Raw genomic sequence first — 18,082 nt, 5'->3', positions numbered from 1 at the left:
TTCACTCTCCTGAAATCCTGACCTGCTTCGCATCGGCGAACAGGTCGCTGCCTGAAACCACCACGCGGTCGCCAGGCCGCAGGCCGTCGAGGATCTCCACGGCGTTGAGGCTGCTGACTCCGGTCCGGATCGCGCGGCGCACCGCGAGATCACCATCCATGACGTAGGCGAAGCGGCCGCCGTCCTGGTCCACGAACGGCCCGCGCTCGACCATGAGCACGTTGCGACGCGTACCCAATACGATGCGCGCCGACAGCCTTTGGTTCTGGCGCAGGCCGGGCGGCTGCTTGTCGGCGAAGCGCAGGCGGGCGGTGACTTCGCCATTGACGACTTCGGGCGACACCGCCGAGACCGCGCCCGGGTAGGGCTGGCCGCTGCCGCTGGTCAGCTGCGCCGGCATGCCGATGCCGAGGTCGCGCGCGAAGCTTTCCGGCACCTTGATCTCGACCTCGAACCTGGAGAGGTCGACGACGCTCAGCACCGGCGCGTTGACCGCCACGTTCGCGCGCTGCGCGACCTGCACCTGGCCGACCTGGCCGTCGAATGGCGCACGCAGCGTCAGCGCGTCGACCTGGCGCTTGAGCTCGTCGACGATCGCGCGCTGGCGATCGGCGAGCAGGTGCTTGTTGCGCGTATCCAGGCTGGCGCCACGCCCCTGCAGGCCGAGGTCCTCGCGCGCGTGCTCGACGCCGATGTCCGATTTCTTCAGGTTGTCCTGGGCGCGGGCGACTTCGATCTGGGGCACGGCACCGCCGGCGAATCCGCGCTCGTTGCGCTCCAGGTCGCGCTGTGCGGCGACGCGATCGATCTCGGCCTGGTCGAGCAGCTTGCGTGCGGTCGAGCGCGCGAGCTGCGCGTCCAGCGCGGCGCGGCTGGCCTCGGCCTCCAGGCTGGCGAGCGTGGCTTCTTCCTGCGCGAGCTGGCTGCGCAGTTCCGGACTGTCGATCTCGGCCAGCGCCTGGCCCTGCTTGACGACGTCGCCGGCGACGACATGCAGCGTCACCGTGCCGCCGGCGATCGCATACAGGGTCGGGCTGTTGGCGGCGATCACGCGGCCCTCGGCGCTGATATCGCGGACCAGGTCGCCGCGCTTGACCTCGGCGATGCGCACGCGGCTGGCGTCGTACGAATGGCTGCCGCCCATCCAGCCGGACAGCAGCCAGGCGCCCAGCAACAGGACGACGGCCCCGGTGCCGATGGCGACCAGCAAGGGCCGTCGCTGGCGCATGGGTGAGGCCTGGCCGACCGGGATGTCTTGTGCGGAGGTGTCGCGGATGCTCATGGAGTCGGGTGCGTGCGGTGTCGGCGATACACCACGCACGCTTCGTGCCAAGCGCAAGCCATTGATCCGCAAGGCCGCCGCCGACGCGGCCAGCGTCCGCCGGACAGCGGACACCGTCCGCCGGACACATCGACCATTCACGGGCTGCCGCTACACTGACGACCTTCCAGGGAGACCCCAATCCATGTGCGGCATCGTCGGCGCAATTGCGGATCGTGACGTTGTACCCGTCCTCATCGAGGGCCTGAAGCGGCTGGAATACCGCGGCTACGACTCGGCGGGCATCGCGGTCGTCACCGAGGATCGCGTGCGCCGGGTGCGCCGCACCGGTCGCGTGTCGGAAATGGAATCGGCCGCCAAGGCCGAGCACTTCACCTCGTCGCTGGGCATCGGCCACACGCGCTGGGCCACCCATGGCGGTGTCACCGAGGACAACGCGCATCCGCACATCAGCCATGGCGAGCTGGCGCTGGTGCACAACGGCATCATCGAGAACCACGAGCAGCAGCGCGAACGCCTGCGCGGGCTCGGCTACACGTTCGAGTCGCAGACCGACACCGAGGTCATCGCGCACCTGATCCACCATTACCGCGCGCAGGGCGCGACGCTGCTCGGTGCGTTGCAGACCGCGGTGCGCGAACTCGACGGCGCCTACGCGCTCGCGGTGATCGACAAGCGCGACCCGGAACGCATGGTCGCGGCGCGGATGGGCTGCCCGCTGCTGATCGGCCTGGGCGACGGCGAGAACTTCGTCGCCTCCGACGTGTCGGCGATCATCACCTCCACGCGGCGGGTGATCTTCCTGGAAGAAGGCGACACCGCCGAACTCACCCGCGAAGCGGTGCATGTGTTCGGCGCCGACGGTGAGCCCGTGCAGCGCGATGAACACCTGTCGGACGTGTCGCTGGCCTCGATGGAGCTCGGCCCCTACCGGCACTTCATGCAGAAGGAGATCCACGAGCAGCCGCGCGCGATCGCCGACACCATCGAGGCGCTGATCGGCAGCAATGCCTTCACGCCCGAGCTGTTCGGCAGCCAGGCCGAGGACGTGCTGCGCGACATCGACTGCGTGCAGATCCTCGCCTGCGGCACCAGCTATTACGCCGGACTGACCGCGCGCTATTGGATCGAGGCGATGGTCGGCATCCCCTGCGCGGTGGAAGTCGCCAGCGAATACCGCTACCGCACCGTCGTGGCCAATCCCCGGCAACTCGTGGTCACCCTGTCGCAATCGGGCGAGACGCTCGACACGATGGAGGCGCTCAAGTACGCCAAGTCGCTCGGGCACGAGCGCACGCTGTCGATCTGCAACGTGCCGGAAAGCGCGATCCCGCGCGCCAGCCGGCTGGTCTATTACACGCGCGCCGGCGCCGAGATCGGCGTTGCTTCCACCAAGGCATTCACCACGCAGCTGGTCGCGTTGTTCACGCTGGCTGTCACCCTGGCCAAGTTGCGCGGCAAGTTGTCGGACGGGCAGGAAGAGGAACTGCTCGATAGCCTGCGCCATCTTCCCGGCAGCGTGCAGCACGCGCTCAACCTCGAGCCGCAGATCGCGTTGTGGGCCGAGCGCTTCGCGCCCAGGCAGCATGCGCTGTTCCTCGGCCGCGGAGTGCATTACCCGATCGCGCTCGAAGGCGCGCTCAAGCTCAAGGAAATCACCTACATCCACGCCGAGGCGTATCCGGCCGGTGAGCTCAAGCACGGCCCGCTGGCGCTGGTCGACAAGGACATGCCGGTGGTCGTCATCGCGCCGAACGACCGCCTGCTCGAGAAGGTGAAATCCAACATGCAGGAAGTCCGCGCGCGCGGCGGCGAACTGTTCGTGTTCACCGACGCCGACAGCCAATTCGGCGAGTCCGAAGGCGTGCACGTGATCCGCACGCCGCGGCACGTCGGCATGCTGTCGCCGATCCTGCACACCATCCCGGTGCAGCTGCTCGCCTACCACACGGCATTGGCCCGCGGCACCGATGTCGACAAGCCGCGCAATCTTGCGAAGTCGGTCACGGTCGAATAGCGCGATCGCAACGGGTGTTGGCAGTCGCCGGACGGCGCTGCCAACACGGCCCGGAAAGACTGGACTAGGCTCGGACGCATCCTCCTACGACGGATGCGACGATGAGCCACGCGATCACGCACGGTGCGCAAGCCGAACTGTGGCAGGCGCTGGTCCATGAGGCAGGCGCGCGCGCGCGAACGCCGCTCGATGACACCCGCGAGAGCTACCTGGTCTTCGTGTTGCTGCGCTACCAGCGCGACGACACGCTGCTGGCGCGAACGCAGGCGCTCGAATGGCTCGAGGCGCAGGCGCGCGTCGGCAGCATCCGCACCGATGCGCTGCGAGACGTCGGCGATCGCTGCCTGCTGATCGCCGGTTTGTTTCCGCAGCTCGCCGTGCGCCGCCACGTACAGGGCGATTACTTCATCAACCTCGGGCGCGGTGCGTATTTCGAGGTCGCGCAGGCCAGCCGCAATGCCTACGCGACGTTGTTCGAACAACTGGCCTACAGCTACCAGGACCTGGTGCGGACGTTGCGCGCCTTGCGCAGGGCGCCCGAGTTGACGCTGCCGGCATGGCCGGCGCCCGTGCACTGACGCTCGACGCTCAGTCGGCAGGACGCCAGCGCAGGCTGAGTGCGAACTCGCGCCCCGGCTGGTTGTAGTACGCGGCGGTCTCGTAGCGGCGGTCGAAGGCATTGCGCAGTTCCGCCAGCAGCGTCCAGGCCGGGCGCAAGGCATGTTCGGCGCGCAGGTCCAGCGTTGCGTAACCACCGACAGGCAGTTGGTTGGCGACGTCGTCGAAGCGCCCGCCTTCGGCGATCCAGCTCATGCCGATGCGCCAGCGGCCGAGGCCCCGATCGGCGTCGACGCGCGCGCTGCGACGCGCACGTCGCGGCAGCAGCTTGCCTGCATTTGCAGCGCTGAGGTTGCGCGGATCCGATACCGTCGCCTGGCCGGACAAGTCCCAGCCTGCCAGTGTCGTGCCCGCAGTCAGTTCGGCGCCGCGGATGCGTGCGCTGTCGAGGTTGTTGGCGGCATGGATGGCGATGTCGTAGGTGATCAGGTCGTTGATCGTGGTCTGGTAGGCGTTGAGCTGCCAGTGGCTGCTGCCCAGGCGGCGGCCCACGCCCAGTTCGACGCTGCGCGATGTTTCCGGGCGCAGGTCGGGGTTGCCGTAGTAGGGGTAATAGAGCTCGTTGAACGTCGGCGCCTTGAACGCGGTGCCGGCATTGGCGGTGACGCGCAGACCGCGCGCGATGTCGATGCCCCAGGCGACGCCGCCGGTTGCGTGGCGGCCGAACTGGTCGTTGTCGTCCTGGCGCAGCGATGCTTCCAGGTTGTGGCGTCCGAAGCGGCCCTGGTACTGGACGAAGCCGGCGCGATTGCCGCGCGCGGCGCCGAAACTCGCGAAAGGACCGGTGACCGATCCATGGTCGCGCAGCCAATCGATGCCCAGTGTCAGCAGCTGGCCGTGGCGCAGGTCGACGTCCGCCTGCAGCGTCGCGCTATCGCGCCGGCTGTCGAACCGATCGGTCCAGGTGTCCTGCAGGAAGTTGTCGGAGGCATCGATGTTGCGGCCGGCCACCAGCTGCACGGTGACGCGCTCGCTTGGCACATAGCGCAGCTTGCCGCCGACGACCTGCTGCACGGTGTCCGAATTGTCCGGCAGTCCCCATGCAGGATCGGAGTCGTAGGCGTTGTGGCCTTCGTTGCGCAGCGCGTTGGCCTCCAGCGTGAGTGTGTCGCCGGCGTTGACGCCGCCGCGCAGCGACAGCGAATGCCTGCGATAGCCATCACGATCCGGATCCGGGCTGTCCATGCCGCAACCGGCGTAAAACGGATATCCGATGCCGCGACAGGCATTGATGCCGTCGCTTTGCTGCCAGCCGGCATCGATGCCGAACCATCCGCGCGCCGATCGCCCATCGACACCGGCACTGGCTTCGCGCAGGCCGTGGCTGCCGGTGCCGACACGCAGTCGCGGATGCACGCCGGAGCCACTGCGCCGGGTGAAGATCTGGATCACGCCGCCGATTGCCTCCGAGCCATACAGGCTCGAGCGTGGGCCACGCACGATCTCGATGCGGTCGATCATCTCGATCGGGATGTCCTGCAGCGAGGCCAGGCCCGACGTCGAGGAGCCGATGCGCACGCCGTCGACCAGGAACAGCGTGTGGTCGGACTCCGTGCCACGCAGGAACAGCGTCGTCACCTTGCCCAGGCCGCCCTGGTTGACGAGGTTGATGCCGGCGCGCCCGCGCAGCAGTTGCGGCAGCGAATGCGCCTGGCTGCGATCGATCTCGTCGCGATCGATGACCTCGACCGCGGCGAGCGACGCATCGACGGTCACCGCCGTGCGGGTGGCCGTCACGAGCAGCTGGTCCAGGTCGGTCGCATCGGTGGATTGCGCCAGCGCGCTGGCCGGCAGGCACAGCGCGAGCGCCGTGGAAAGCAGTGGGAATCGCATGGAAGTTCTCCTGCGCGCACGCCCGCGCGCATCGACGGAAGGAAGTCGCAGGGAGGAGGACGTTGCATGCGAAGGTGCCGCGGACAGCAGGCGGCGCCGCCGCCGCAATGCCCGCCGCATCGCAACCAGTGACTCCGTGGCCGGTCTCCGGACTGACGAGCGGAACTGTCGTTCCTGCCGCGGCGCCTTCCCATGCAATGCACAGTGGCGGATGCCGCGGCTTGACTCGCTTACCGTTGCGGGGGCAGTGCCGGAATGGCCGCGCGCTGTTCGCGTGCGTGCGTCACCGGCTTCCCGTTTCAACCCTTGGGCGCGACTAAAACATTGCCCCCGCAGGTCACCTCGAAGCGCGGGCAGTCTATGGCAGCGCCTGCCAATGCGCAAAGCCGCGGCTTACAGGCGCGTGTCGTCCGCGGCCGGATCCACGCCGAATGCGACGGTGTCGCCGTCGCCATGATCATCGGCCATGGTCGTCGTGACCGGGCCCGCCGCCTGGCGTCCGCGCGGCAGCGGCAGCAGGGCAATCGCCGACTCGGCCGCGGTGACCAGTTCAGCGCGGCGCGCTTCGGGCACTTCCTGCCAGTGGCAATCCTGCAACGCACCTTCCAGGGCGTACAGCAGGTTGAGGCTGGGTTTGAAACCCGCGCGCCGCACACGCATGTACGCACCGACCGCGCCGACGCCGGCAATCTCCTCGCGCGTGCGCAGCCCGACCTGGCGCAGCCAGGCGGAAGACTTGGGGCCGATGTTGCGCAGCTTCTCCGGCGTGCTCATGCAGGCGTGCTCATGCAAGCGTGGCCAGGAAGCATTGCGCGATCGCTTCCATCCCCGCCTGGTCGTCGGCGTCGAAGCGATCGCGCTCCGGGCTGTCGATGTCGAAGACGCCGATCAGCTGGCCTGCCTTGTACAGCGGCACCACCAGTTCGGAGCGCGATGCGGAATCGCAGGCGATGTGGCCGGGGAACGCATCGACGTCGGCAATGCGCTGCGTTGTCCGCGTCGTCGCAGCGGCGCCGCACACGCCCTTGTCGAGCGGGATGCGCACGCATGCCGGCAGTCCCTGGAACGGGCCCACCACCAGCTCGGTGCCATCGAAGAAATAGAAACCCACCCAGTTCAGCCGCGGCAGGGCGTGGTAGACCAGCGCCGAGAGGTTGGCTGCGTTGGCGATCCGATCCGGCTCGCCGGCGACCAGCGCACGCGCCTGTGCCAGCAGCTGCGCATACTGCTCCTGCGTGGACCCCGCCAGCTCGTTGGTCGCGAACATCCGCCGAGTCTACCGCGCGCACGACGATGCGCGCGCAGGGCGCAGCCCGGGCAAGGCTGCTTGCTAGCATGTGCGCATGCTCGAGCACGGCTTCTACGTCACCGGCACCGACACCGGCATCGGCAAGACCGTCGCCAGCACGGCCTTGCTGCACGCGCTGCGTCACGGCGGTGCCAGCGCTGTCGGCATGAAGCCGGTTGCCAGCGGCTGTGTCGCCACGGCGCAGGGATGGCGCAATGACGATGCGCTGGCGCTGCTCGCCGCCAGCGACCCGCAACCGGCCTATGCCGACCTCAATCCCTATGCGCTGCCGTTGCCGCTGGCCCCGGAGCTCGCCGCGCGCGCAGCCGGCGTCATCGTCGAACTGGCACCCATCCAGGCGGCCTACGCCCGGCTGCGGGCGCAGGCGCAGTACGTTGTCGTCGAGGGAGTCGGGGGCTGGGCGGCGCCGCTGTCGGGCGCGCTCGACCAGGTGGACGTGGTGCGTGCGCTCGACCTGCCGGTCGTGCTCGTGGTCGGGCTGCGCCTGGGCTGCCTCAACCACGCCTACCTCACCGCCCGGGCCATCGCGGGCGACGGTTGCCGGCTGGCGGGGTGGATCGGCAACGAGATCGATCCGGACGCGGCATGCCGTGACGAGATACTGGAACTGCTGCGGGCACGCATTGCCGCTCCCTGCTGGGGCTGGCTGCCGCATGTCCGGCCGCCCGACGTCCCGGCGTTATCCCGACGGCTGCTGCTCCCGTTCCAGGTGCCTGGCACGACTTCCGGCACGGATGAACGCTGAGGACGCAATGGTAGACTCGCCAGTATAGAAACCCCCGCCCCCGAGGTTCCGAATGCGCCGTGTCCTGGTCGCGCTGATGCTGTCTGTCGCACTGCTGTCCGCCTGTGGCAAGAAGGACGGCGCCGGAAGCGCGGCGGCGGGCGGGCCTCCGGGCGGCGAGATGCCCCCGATGCCGGTGGAAGCCATCACGCTCAAGCCGCAGCCGCTCGCCCAGGGCCTGCAGACGGTGGGCAGCCTGCGCGCCGATGAGTCCGTCGTGGTCCGGCCGGAGATCGCCGGCCGCATCAGCCGCATCCATTTCGCCGAGGGTGGCCGCGTCTCGGCCGGGCAGGTGTTGTTCACGCTGGATGGCAGCCTCGCCCAGGCCAGCCTCAACGAAGCCGCGGCGAACCTCGAGAACAGCCGTCGCGCCGCGATCCGCGCCGGCGAACTGTCCAAGGACAAGCTGATCGCGCAGTCCGACTACGACAAGGCGCGCGCCTCGCTCGGCGTCGACCAGGCCCGCGTCGCGTCGGCGCGCACCACGTTGTCGAAGATGAGCCTGCGCGCGCCGTTCTCCGGACAGATCGGCCTGCGCGACGTCAGCGTCGGTGAATTCGTCACGGTCGGCCAGGACCTGGTGACGCTGGTGCGCCTGGATCCGATCGAAGTCGACTTCAGCGTCCCCGAGGGTGCGTTGCCGCAACTGCATGACGGCCAGCAGATCAGCGTCACCGTCGATGCGTTCCCCGGCGAAACCTACGACGGCAGGGTCGTCGCGATCGATCCGGTGATCGATCCGGACAGCCGCAGCGCCAAGTTGCGCGCGCAGATCCCCAATCCCGATTTCCGCCTGCATCCGGGCCAGTTCGCCAAGCTGCAGCTCGATACCGGCACCGGCAGCGCCGATGCATTGCTGGTTCCCGAGCAGGCCTTGATGCAGGAGGGCGAGACGCGTTTCGTCTACACCGTGGTCGACGGCAAGGCGAAGAAGGTGGTGATCAAGACCGGCGCGCGCATCCCCGGAAAGCTGCAGGTGACCGAAGGGCTCAAGGCGGGTGATGTGGTCATCACCGCTGGCCAGGCCAAGCCGATGATGCATGAGGGTGCGGCCGTGATGGTGTTGCCGCCATCGGATGCGGCAGCGCCAGCAACGCCGCCGGGAGCCGCGGCACAGCCCGCGCGGACCCCGCAAGCGGCCCCGGCGCGCAAGGACTGAGCGCGCATGCTCCTGTCCGATCTCTCGATCCGCCGGCCGGTCTTCGCGACGGTCATCAACCTGATCATCCTGCTGGTCGGCATCATCAGCTACCAGCGACTGGCCGTGCGGCTGATTCCCAACGTCGACGTGCCGGTGGTGACGGTCAACACCAGCTACCCCGGCGCCAGCGCGCAGGTGATCGAGTCGCAGATCACCCAGCCGATCGAGGATGCGTTGTCGGGCGTGGAGGGCATCGACTTCATGCAGTCGGTGAGCCGCGAACAATCCAGCCAGGTGACGATCCGCTTCCGCATCGACCGCGACGCCGATGCGGCCGCGTCCGACGTGCGCGACCGCGTCGGGCAGGCGCGGGATTTCCTGCCCCAGGAAGCGCGCGAGCCGGTGATCCAGAAGCAGGAGGCCGACGCGCAGCCGATCATCTACCTGGCGTTCTCATCCGACCGGCATTCGACGGTGGAAATTGCCGACGCCGCCGAACGCCTGGTCAAGGATCGCGTGCAGACGATTCCCGGCGTCGCCCAGGCGCAGGTGTTCGCCAGCACGTACGCGATGCGGATCTGGCTGCAGCCGCAGCGCCTGGCCGGCTTCAAGCTGACGCCGGCCGATGTCGAGAACGCGCTGCGCGCGCAGAACGTCGAGATCCCCGCGGGCCGCGTGGAAGGCAGCAATCGCGAATTCACCGTGCTGTCGGAGACCGACCTGAAGACGCCGGAGCAATTCGGCAACATCATCCTGGGCGATGTCGGCGGCTACCTGGTGCGGCTGAAGGACGTCGCCAAGGTCGAGCTCGGCGCGCAGGAAACGCGCTTCGCGGCCCGCTTCAATGGCCGCAACGCGGTGCCGCTGGCCATCGTCAAGCAGGCCGTCGCCAATCCGCTGGACATCTCCAAGGCACTGAAGAAGATGCTGCCGGAGATCCAGCGCACGCTGCCGCAGGGCATGAAGGTCGAGATCGCCTACGACTCGACGATCTTCATCGAGAAATCGATCCAGGAGGTCTACAAGACCGTCGCCGAAGCGGTGCTGCTGGTGGTGCTGGTGATCTTCCTGTTCCTGCGCAGCTGGCGCGCGACGATCATCCCGCTGGTGACGATCCCGCTCGCGCTGGTTGGCGCCTTCGGTCTCATGTACGCCTTCGGCTTCACCATCAACACGCTCACCTTGCTGGCGATGGTGCTGGCGATCGGCCTGGTGGTCGACGACGCGATCGTGATGCTGGAAAACATCTTCCGGCACGTCGAGGAAGGCATGCCGCCATTCGAGGCGGCGCTCAAGGGCAGCAAGGAGATCGGCTTCGCGATCGTGGCGATGACGCTGACGCTCGCGGCGGTCTACGTGCCCCTCGCATTCTCGACCGGGCGTACCGGCAAGTTGTTCGTCGAGTTCGCGCTCACGCTGGCAGGCGCGGTCGTCGTCTCCGGTTTCACCGCGCTGACGCTGTCGCCGATGATGGCGTCCAAGCTGTTGCGCCAGGAGAAGCAGCACGGCCGTTTCTATCGCGCCGGTGAACGCGCGCTGGGCTGGCTCGATCGCACGTACCGTCGTGGTCTTTCCGCCGCGTTGCACGGCAAGTGGGTCGTGGTCGGTGTCGCGGCGGTGGTGTTCATGGGCGCGCTGGTCCTGTTCAGGATGCTGCCCAGCGAACTGGCGCCGCAGGAAGACCAGGGCCTGGTGATCGGCTTCGGCGTCGCGCCGGAGGGATCGACCGTCGCCTACACCGACCGCTACGCGCGGATGATGGAATCCACGTTCTCGAAAATCCCCGAGGTCGATCGCTACTTCCAGATCGTCGGCTTCCCGTCGGTGACATCCACGATTGGCTTTGTCGGCCTCAAGCCCTGGGACCAGCGCACGCGCGGCGCCGCCGAGATCCAGGGCCAGCTGTTCCCGCAGTTCATGGGGATCCCCGGGATCATGGCCTTCCCGACGTTGCCGCCACCGCTGGGACAGGGCGGCTTCGGCCAGCCGGTGAGTTTCGTCGTGGAGTCCACCGGCACCTGGGAGGACCTCGATGCCACGGTCGGCAAGCTGATGGCGAAGATGGCCGAGAATCCGAAGCTGACCAACCCGGATTCGGACCTCAAGCTCGACAAGCCGCAGCTGAAGATCGACGTCGACCGCGACAAGGTCGCCGCCGTCGGCAGCAACGTCGACGTCGTCGGCCACACGCTGGAGACCCTGCTGGGCGGGCGCAACGTCACCCGCTTCAAGCGCGGCTCCGAGCAGTACGACGTCGTGGTGCAGGTGGAGGATGTCGATCGGCGCACGCCCGGCGACTTGTCCAACATCTTCGTGCGTTCCGGCAAAGGCCAGATGGTGCAGTTGTCCAACCTGGTCGACGTGCGGGAGACAGTGGCCGCCAAGGAGCTCAACCACTTCAACAAGCTGCGCGCGGCGACCATCAGCGCCGGGCTGGCGCCCGGTTATTCCATGGGCGAGGCGCTGACGTGGATGGAAGGCGCGCTCAGGGATGTCGCGCCGGATGCGCAGTACGACCTGGGCGGGCAGAGCCGCGAATTCCGCGAATCATCGAGCGACTTCGCACTGATCCTGGGGCTTGCGATCGCCTTCATCTTCCTGGTGCTGGCGGCGCAATTCGAAAGCTGGGTCGACCCGTTCGTGATCCTGCTGGCGGTGCCGCTGGCGGCGTTCGGCGCGTTCCTCGCGCTCAAGCTCAGTGGCCATGGCAGCTGGAACATCTATTCGCAGATCGGGCTGGTGACGCTGGTCGGACTCATCGCCAAGCACGGCATCCTGATCGTCGAGTTCGCCAACCAGCTGCAGGAGCAGGGACGGTCGAAATTCGATGCGGTGGTCGAGTCCGCCGCATTGCGCCTGCGTCCGATCCTGATGACCACCGGCGCGATGGTGTTTGGTTCGCTGCCGCTGGCGATCGCCACCGGCGCTGGCGCCGAGGCGCGCAACCAGATCGGGCTGGTCGTCGTCGGCGGCATGGCGATCGGCACCTTCTTCACCCTGTTCGTGGTGCCGGTGATGTACCTGCTGATCGGTCGCGACCACCACAAGGCGCAGGCGTCGCTGGCTCGGACCGAAGGCGCATAAAAAAACCCGGCAGCTTGCGCTGCCGGGTCGAACGCGCGGAGAGAGACCGCGTGGCCGTGGGTCCTGCGACCCCGGCCGGATGGCTTACTTGTTGCCCTTGCCGGCAGCCTTGAACTGCTGGGTGGCGTCGTTCGTCGCCTTGGTCACCTGGTCGTTGACCTGGTTGGCGGCTTCGTTGACCTGCGCGCTGGAGCGCTCGAACTGGCCCTTGGCGACCTGGCCGATCGCCTCGTTGGCCTTGATCGTGCGGCCGAGGACTTCCTGGCTGGTGCTGATGGTGCGCTCGACGTTCTCGCGGGCGATCTGCGCGCCACGCGGCCACAGGGCCTTCAGGCCGTCCATGTCGCGGGTTTCAGCCAGCTCGCCCCAGAAGGCGAACGCGGCATTGACGTTCTTCTCGATCGCGGCCATCTGCAGGCCGAAGACCTGGCCGGCATTGTCCAGCGCCAGGCGGTTGACCTGCGCGGCGGTGTCGGCGAACTGGCGCGTGGCCGAGGTGAACTGGTCGTTGAACTGGTTCATGTTGTTGTTCATGGCGGTTTCCTGCGGTGGTCCGGCAGGGAGTGCCGGTTTGTGCAGTGCACCATACCAGTTTTATGTTGCAATGCAACATAGCTCGAAAGCCAGCCGACGGGCGGTTCAGCGGCCGTCCAAGGAGCTGGGAACGGCGTGGCGGCGCAGGCTGCTCAGGGACCGCGGTAGCGGCATCCCGAGGTGCAGGTCTCATGGATCACGATCTCGCTGAGCAGCGGCAGCGCGGGCTTCAGGCGCTCCCAGATCCAGCTGGCCAGGCGCTCGCTGGTGGGGTTGTCGAGGCCATCGATCTCGTTCAGGTAATGGTGGTCGAGCTGCTCGTAAAGCGGGCGGAAGGCGGCCTTGATGTCGGCGAAGTCCATGATCCAGCCGCTGTCGGCCCCTGGCTCGCCGGAGACGTGCAGCTCGACCTGGAACGAATGCCCGTGCAGCCGCGCGCATTTGTGCCCGGGCGGGACATTGGGCAGCCGGTGGGCTGCCTCGATGGAAAAGCGCTTGAAGATGTCCATGGCGGACGCTGGCGCGCCGGTCTCCTGGTCGAGGGGTGCGGCGACTCCCGCTCTGGAGCGGGCGATCGAAGTCCTGCGCCGTACTGTCTAGGATACGGACTCCCGCCGGGGCGGGACAGTCGACCAGCCGCCGCGCGTCACGGAGCCAGCGACCGCCTGACTGCCTTGACGAATTCCGGGTCGGGAACCGTGCCGACCTTGTCGGTCCGCGCCACGATGCGGCCCTCGCGATCCAGCAACAGCAATCCACTGGTGTGGTTGAAGTCGCCGTTGGCCAGCTGCCGGTAGCGCACGCCCAGCACGCCGGCGACGTCACGCACGTCCTGCGGCCTGGGACTGGCCAGCGACCAGCGCGCAAGGTCGAGTTCGCGTTCCTTCACCACCCGCCGCAGGGCCGCCGGCGTGTCGCGCCTGGGATCCAGGCTGATCAGCAGCAGGCCGACCTGGCCGCGGCTGGCGGGCCCGAGCGCGTGTTCGATGGCCTTGCCGCTGTCCACGATCAGCGGGCAGGTGAACTGGCAGGACGTGTAGAACATCGCCACCACCTGCGGCTTGCCGCGCTTGCTGCGCCAGTCCCAACGGTTGGCGCCCTGGTCGGTGAGCACGAGCGGCAGCTGGTACACCGAGTCGCTGGGCAGCGGGCGCGCCGCTGGCGCCGCGTTGACGCCGCTGGCGAGCAGCAGCAGGCAGGAGAAGGCAAGGCTGGCGATCTTCATGGGAGGTCCCTGGCGCATCGGAATCCGAGGTTGCCGGTGCTGTCCTGCGCCTGCAGCGCGGACAACATCGCGACCCGCATCAGCACGGCATAATTCGCCGGATCGTTGGTCGACAGCGCACCGGCGCCGCAGAACCTGGTGTTGTTGCCATCGCCCGCGCTGCGGTTGTCGTCGGACACCAGCAGCGAGGAGAAGTCGTCTGTCCATTCCCACACCAGTCCGTGCAGGTCCTGCACGCCATAGGCGTTGGGCGCCTGCAGGCCGACGCGCGGCAGCGCGCCGGTGGACGGCCGCGAATACCAGTCGAGGATGCGTTCGCGCCACACCGGGTCCTGGCGCGCATCGCGGTGGCGCTCATCGGCCGCTGCCGCGTATTCCCATTCGTTCCAGGTCGGCAGTCGCGCACCCTGCGCGCTGCAATACGCTTTTGCCGCGAACCAGCTGACATGCGTGACCGGTTGTTGCGGCAGCGCCGCCGTCCCCAGGCTGCCGGCGCCGCGCCACTGCGACAGGTAACCGGATCCTGCGAGCGTCGCGGGCACCTGGTCGCGCTGCCAGCGCGGGTTGGAGCGCGTGAATGCCAGGAATTCGGCATTGGTGACTGGCCTGCGCATCAGCCCGAACGGCGCGATGCGCACGCCCTTTTTTCGATCTTCGTACTTCAGCGCGCTGCGGAAATGCCCCCCGGGCAGGCTGGCGAACTGCGTGCTCGCGACCCCCGTGCCGGTGGATCCCGTGCCACCGGCCATCGCGGCGGCAACGGGCAGGGCGATCGACAACACGATGATGGCGTGGCGGCGCATGGCGGTCAGTGCGATTCCGACGTCGCGCCGGCGGCGGTCTTGCGACGTTCGGCGACTTCTTCCTTGGTCAGGCGTCCGCCTGGATTGCCCCAGCTGTTGAGCACGAAGGTACCGATGTTGGCGACCTCGTCATCGGTCAGCTGCGTCTGTGGCGGCATCATCGAGTTGTAGTCCTTGCCGTTGACGGTGATCGGGCCTTCCAGGCCGTGCAGCATGATGTCGATGATGCGCTTGGGCGTTGCCGCCAGCACGCTCGACTTGGCCAGCGGCGGGAATACACCCGCCATGCCTTCGCCATTGGGCTGGTGGCAGGTGGAGCAGGTGCCGGCGAACAGCGCCTGCCCGGCCTTGACCTGGTCCTCCTGCGTGAGCGCACCCGTCGTGGCCGCCGTCGCGGCAGTCGTGACCGCGGCAAGGCTCGGCTGGGCACGTGGGCCGATGTACATCGCATCGACTTCCTTGCCCGAATAGATCGCCTTGTTCTCCGGACCCTCGGCCTTGAGGATCGCCAGCGCACCCTTGTTGAACGCGCGGAAGATCGAGTGGTCGACGAGCACGTAGCTGCCCGGAACCTCGATGTGGAACTGCATGATCGCCGCGCCACCGGACGGGATCAGCGTGGTCTGCACGTTTTCCTGGAAGCGCGTGCCGCCTTCGAGCCAGACCTTGTCGAAGATCTCACCGATCACGTGGAAGCTCGACACCAGGTTCGGGCCGCCGTTGCCGACATACAGGCGCACGGTGTCGCCGACCTTCGCCTTCAACGCGTTGTCACCGGTGAGCGCGCCTTCCCGCCCGTTGAACAGCACATAGGTCGGGCGTTCGTCGATCGCCTTGTCCATGTCGAAGGGCTGGTGTCCCTTCTCGCGATACTTGCCGGTCGTGTAGAAGTCGCCCTGCATCACGTAGTACTCGTGGTCCACGGGCGGCAGGCCTTCCGGTGGTTCGATCAGCATCAGACCGTACATGCCGTTGGCGATGTGCATGCCGACCGGCGCGGTGGCGCAGTGGTAGACGAACAGCCCGGCGTTGAGCGCCTTGAAGGTGAAGCGCGACACATGGCCCGGCGCGGTGAAGCTCGATGCCGCACCGCCGCCCGGCCCGGTCACGCCGTGCAGGTCGATGTTGTGCGGCATCTTGCTGTCCGGCATGTTGCGCAGGTGGAAGGTCACCGTGTCGCCCTGGCGGATGCGGATGAACTTGCCGGGCACCGTGCCGCCGAACGTCCAGAAGGTGTAGGTGACGCCTTCGGAGATCGGCATTTCCTTCTCGATCACGTCGAGCTCGACGATCACATGTGCCGGTGCGTGGCGCCCGGTCGGCGGCGGCACCATCGGCGGGCTGGTCAGCACGGCCTGCACGTCGGGGCCCTGCGGCGGGCCGAAATCGCCCTTCAGCGAACCACCGGTGTCGGCGGCAGCGATGGCGTCCGCGGCCGCGGGCTTGCTGGAGCCGCCGCAACCGCCCAGTGCAACCGTGGCCAGCGCGGCGGCGAGGAAAATCGCGGGGCGCCACGTCACTGCTTTCAAGCTCAATGCATTCATTGCGGACGACTCCTGGGCTTCAGAACGGCACGGATGCCGGCGATGGCGATTGCACGTTGGCGGCCTGGGACGCAGCGGCGTCGGACTGCCCGTTGACGGTGTTGGTCGCTGGATTCTGGTGGACGTCGGCACAGCCGGCGAGTGCCGCCGTTGCGAGTGCGGCCGCGAGGATCAACGCATGATGGCAGGTCACCGCTTTCATTGTGGACTCCAGGTTTCTTGATGGACCAAGGCGCTCTTCGATGACTGGAGTCTGCTCCGTGGACGCGCCCGGCCACCTGACCTGGGTCAATTGCGGTCCACGCAGTGGAGACGGGAGCGGTGCGGTTGATCCTGGTCAAGGCGCGGGCGGGAGCTGGACCCGAGCCTGTGCCCACCTTGAAAAGGATGCCGGCCCCATGATCTGTCCACGCCTGTTGCCAGCCGCGATCCTCGCGCTGTTCGCGCTCCCCGCCAGCGCCGCCGCGACCGAAGCGGCAGCGACGCCAGCACCAGCCGCGGCGCCCTGGCAATTCGAGTGGAACGCGCGCCTGCGCCATGAAGACGTCGACGACGATGCCTTCGACCTCGGTGCGCGGGCCACCACGTTGCGCCTGCGCGCCGGCCTGCGCATGCACCTGGGCGACGGCTTCGAAGCGCTGGTCGAGGGCGAGGGCGTCGCCAGCGCCGGCGACGAATACAACAGCGGCGCCAATGGACGCACGACGCGACCGGCCATCACCGATCCAGAGGGTGCCGAGCTCAACCAGGCATGGATCGGCTGGAAGAACGACCGCATCGGCGCCACGCTGGGCCGGCAACGATTGTTGTTCGACAACCAGCGTTGGATCGGCAACAGCGGCTGGCGTCAGAACGAGCAGACCTTCGACGCGTTGTCGATGCAATGGAAGCCCACCGCGGCGATCACCGCGCGCTATGCATTCATCGATCGCGTGCATCGGGTCAGCGGCGACCACGCGCTGGATCCACTGGCGCGCGAGCGCGACCTGTCCACGCAGGTGTTCAACCTGGCGATGAAACATGGCGCGCAGCAATGGGTCGGCTATGCCTACCTGCATGACGACCGCGACCTGGCCACCGCGTCCACGAGCACCTATGGCCTGCGCTGGTCCGGCGCCCGCCTGCACGACGGCAGCGGCTGGGGCTGGACGCTCGAATCGGCACGCCAGCGCGATTTTGCCGACAATCCGCTGGCGTTTTCGCACGCCTACTGGCTGCTCGAGCCGACATTCGCATCGCATGGCATCACCTGGCGCGCCGGATGGGAGCACCTGGGCGGGAACGGCACGCATGCGCTGCAGGCACCGCTTGCGACCTTGCACGCGTTCAACGGCTGGGCCGACAAATTCCTGGTGACGCCGCCTGGCGGGCTGGACGATCGCTATATCGGCGCCGGCGGCGCGTTTGGGCGGGGCAGCAAATGCAGCTGGCTGGCCAGCTGGCACGACTTCCGCGCCGCGACCGATGGCGATCGATACGGGTCCGAATGGAACGCATCGCTGGCCTTCCCGGTCGGCGCGTCGCTCACCGGCCTGGTCAAGCTTGCCGATTACCGCAGCGACGGATTCGCGCGCGACACGCGCAAGCTGTGGCTGCAGTTGGAGTGGGCTCACTGAGCCTGAACCGCCGACGTCGACAATGGCCGGGCGGTCGTGCAATCGCCAGTGGCGGGTGCGGATCACCCGGTGTGAATACGGCCAATCACGCGCGCGGTGCGCTTGAATTTGCCGGAAATGCCGCGAAATGAACGGCCAGGACGCCCCGAAAGCCGCGCGGCATGCAAGACTGCCGGTTTTTCCGGGCCTGGACATGATGACTCGACCCTCTTCCTTCGATTACCAACAGCTGCTCGCTTGTGGCCACGGCGAGCTTTTCGGGCCGGGCAATGCGCGCCTGCCGCTGCCGCCG

At 67.8% G+C, this 18,082-nt stretch carries 17 protein-coding genes and 1 riboswitch (1 of these 18 cut by a window edge); of the genes, 7 read left to right on the top strand and 10 right to left on the bottom strand.

Translation table 11 applies throughout. The features are described from left to right. Position 1: 1 nt before the first annotated feature. Entirely contained in the window at positions 2 to 1,144 is a 1,143-nt protein-coding gene (locus GST15_RS07525; protein WP_425482221.1) for an efflux RND transporter periplasmic adaptor subunit, read from the bottom strand. Between the two features lie 322 nt (positions 1,145 to 1,466). On the opposite strand from GST15_RS07525, the gene glmS reads away from it, so the two are divergent. Then, complete coding sequence (gene glmS, locus GST15_RS07520; RefSeq protein WP_159016647.1) at positions 1,467 to 3,299, top strand: glutamine--fructose-6-phosphate transaminase (isomerizing); 1,833 nt, start codon at positions 1,467 to 1,469, stop codon at positions 3,297 to 3,299. 101 nt (positions 3,300 to 3,400) lie between these two features. Continuing rightward, the gene (locus GST15_RS07515) at positions 3,401 to 3,877 is read left to right on the top strand and encodes a hypothetical protein (protein WP_159016646.1); all 477 of its coding nucleotides are present in this window, start codon (positions 3,401 to 3,403) and stop codon (positions 3,875 to 3,877) included. 10 nt (positions 3,878 to 3,887) lie between these two features. Here the strand turns inward: GST15_RS07515 and btuB are convergent, their stop codons facing one another. The 3 genes from btuB to GST15_RS07500 all read right to left on the bottom strand — a co-directional run bounded on the left by btuB (position 3,888) and on the right by GST15_RS07500 (position 7,017). Further along, positions 3,888 to 5,750 carry a TonB-dependent vitamin B12 receptor gene (gene btuB / locus GST15_RS07510; RefSeq protein WP_159016645.1) on the bottom strand — a complete coding sequence of 621 codons (1,863 nt, stop codon included), beginning with the start codon at positions 5,748 to 5,750 and terminating at the stop codon, positions 3,888 to 3,890. A 121-nt stretch (positions 5,751 to 5,871) separates the two neighbouring features. Continuing rightward, positions 5,872 to 6,097, bottom strand: a riboswitch (cobalamin riboswitch). A 46-nt stretch (positions 6,098 to 6,143) separates the two neighbouring features. Beyond that, the gene (locus GST15_RS07505) at positions 6,144 to 6,524 is read right to left on the bottom strand and encodes a TfoX/Sxy family protein (RefSeq protein WP_159016644.1); all 381 of its coding nucleotides are present in this window, start codon (positions 6,522 to 6,524) and stop codon (positions 6,144 to 6,146) included. A 10-nt stretch (positions 6,525 to 6,534) separates the two neighbouring features. Beyond that, on the bottom strand, positions 6,535 to 7,017 hold the full coding sequence (locus GST15_RS07500; RefSeq protein ID WP_159016643.1) for a GAF domain-containing protein: 483 nt from the start codon (positions 7,015 to 7,017) through the stop codon (positions 6,535 to 6,537). 76 nt (positions 7,018 to 7,093) lie between these two features. Between GST15_RS07500 and bioD the strand changes: the two genes are divergently transcribed. The 3 genes from bioD to GST15_RS07485 are packed head-to-tail and all read left to right on the top strand — an operon-like array spanning position 7,094 to position 12,068. Beyond that, positions 7,094 to 7,804, top strand: a complete 711-nt coding sequence (gene bioD, locus GST15_RS07495; RefSeq protein ID WP_159016642.1) for a dethiobiotin synthase — start codon at positions 7,094 to 7,096, stop codon at positions 7,802 to 7,804. Positions 7,805 to 7,856: 52 nt separating this feature from the next. Then, a complete protein-coding gene (locus GST15_RS07490) occupies positions 7,857 to 9,002 on the top strand; it encodes an efflux RND transporter periplasmic adaptor subunit (RefSeq protein ID WP_159016641.1) in 1,146 nt (381 codons plus the stop codon). 6 nt (positions 9,003 to 9,008) lie between these two features. Next, the gene (locus GST15_RS07485) at positions 9,009 to 12,068 is read left to right on the top strand and encodes an efflux RND transporter permease subunit (protein ID WP_159016640.1); all 3,060 of its coding nucleotides are present in this window, start codon (positions 9,009 to 9,011) and stop codon (positions 12,066 to 12,068) included. An 84-nt stretch (positions 12,069 to 12,152) separates the two neighbouring features. Here GST15_RS07485 and GST15_RS07480 read toward each other — a convergent pair whose 3' ends face one another. From GST15_RS07480 to GST15_RS07455, 6 genes are all read right to left on the bottom strand, one after another. Next, a complete protein-coding gene (locus tag GST15_RS07480) occupies positions 12,153 to 12,602 on the bottom strand; it encodes a phasin family protein (protein WP_233263101.1) in 450 nt (149 codons plus the stop codon). Between the two features lie 152 nt (positions 12,603 to 12,754). Continuing rightward, positions 12,755 to 13,111 (bottom strand): 6-carboxytetrahydropterin synthase QueD, encoded by a 357-nt coding sequence (queD, locus tag GST15_RS07475; protein WP_159016639.1) that lies wholly within the window; start codon positions 13,109 to 13,111, stop codon positions 12,755 to 12,757. A 137-nt stretch (positions 13,112 to 13,248) separates the two neighbouring features. After that, the gene (locus GST15_RS07470) at positions 13,249 to 13,827 is read right to left on the bottom strand and encodes an SCO family protein (RefSeq protein ID WP_159016638.1); all 579 of its coding nucleotides are present in this window, start codon (positions 13,825 to 13,827) and stop codon (positions 13,249 to 13,251) included. Continuing rightward, positions 13,824 to 14,630 carry a formylglycine-generating enzyme family protein gene (locus GST15_RS07465; RefSeq protein WP_159016637.1) on the bottom strand — a complete coding sequence of 269 codons (807 nt, stop codon included), beginning with the start codon at positions 14,628 to 14,630 and terminating at the stop codon, positions 13,824 to 13,826. Before GST15_RS07465 ends, GST15_RS07470 begins: the two co-directional genes overlap by 4 nt. 5 nt (positions 14,631 to 14,635) lie before the next feature. Continuing rightward, on the bottom strand, positions 14,636 to 16,174 hold the full coding sequence (gene nirK, locus GST15_RS07460; RefSeq protein WP_159016636.1) for a copper-containing nitrite reductase: 1,539 nt from the start codon (positions 16,172 to 16,174) through the stop codon (positions 14,636 to 14,638). A 19-nt stretch (positions 16,175 to 16,193) separates the two neighbouring features. Beyond that, a complete protein-coding gene (locus tag GST15_RS07455; RefSeq protein WP_159016635.1) occupies positions 16,194 to 16,376 on the bottom strand; it encodes a hypothetical protein in 183 nt (60 codons plus the stop codon). Between the two features lie 196 nt (positions 16,377 to 16,572). Between GST15_RS07455 and GST15_RS07450 the strand changes: the two genes are divergently transcribed. Both GST15_RS07450 and fabA read left to right on the top strand, forming a co-directional pair. Further along, entirely contained in the window at positions 16,573 to 17,790 is a 1,218-nt protein-coding gene (locus GST15_RS07450) for an alginate export family protein (protein ID WP_159016634.1), read from the top strand. A 196-nt stretch (positions 17,791 to 17,986) separates the two neighbouring features. Beyond that, positions 17,987 to 18,082, top strand: partial view of a 3-hydroxyacyl-[acyl-carrier-protein] dehydratase FabA gene (gene fabA / locus GST15_RS07445; RefSeq protein ID WP_159016633.1) — the start only. 396 nt of this gene lie beyond the right edge of the window; only the first 96 of its 492 coding nucleotides appear in the window; the start codon lies at positions 17,987 to 17,989; its stop codon lies beyond the right edge, outside the window.

The sequence above is a fragment of the Cognatiluteimonas profundi genome (assembly GCF_009792795.1).
In the GTDB taxonomy this organism is placed as follows: Bacteria; Pseudomonadota; Gammaproteobacteria; order Xanthomonadales; family Xanthomonadaceae; genus Cognatiluteimonas; species Cognatiluteimonas profundi.
The sequence above is the reverse complement of the archived record's forward strand: the minus strand, read 5'-3'. Positions and strand labels throughout refer to the sequence as shown.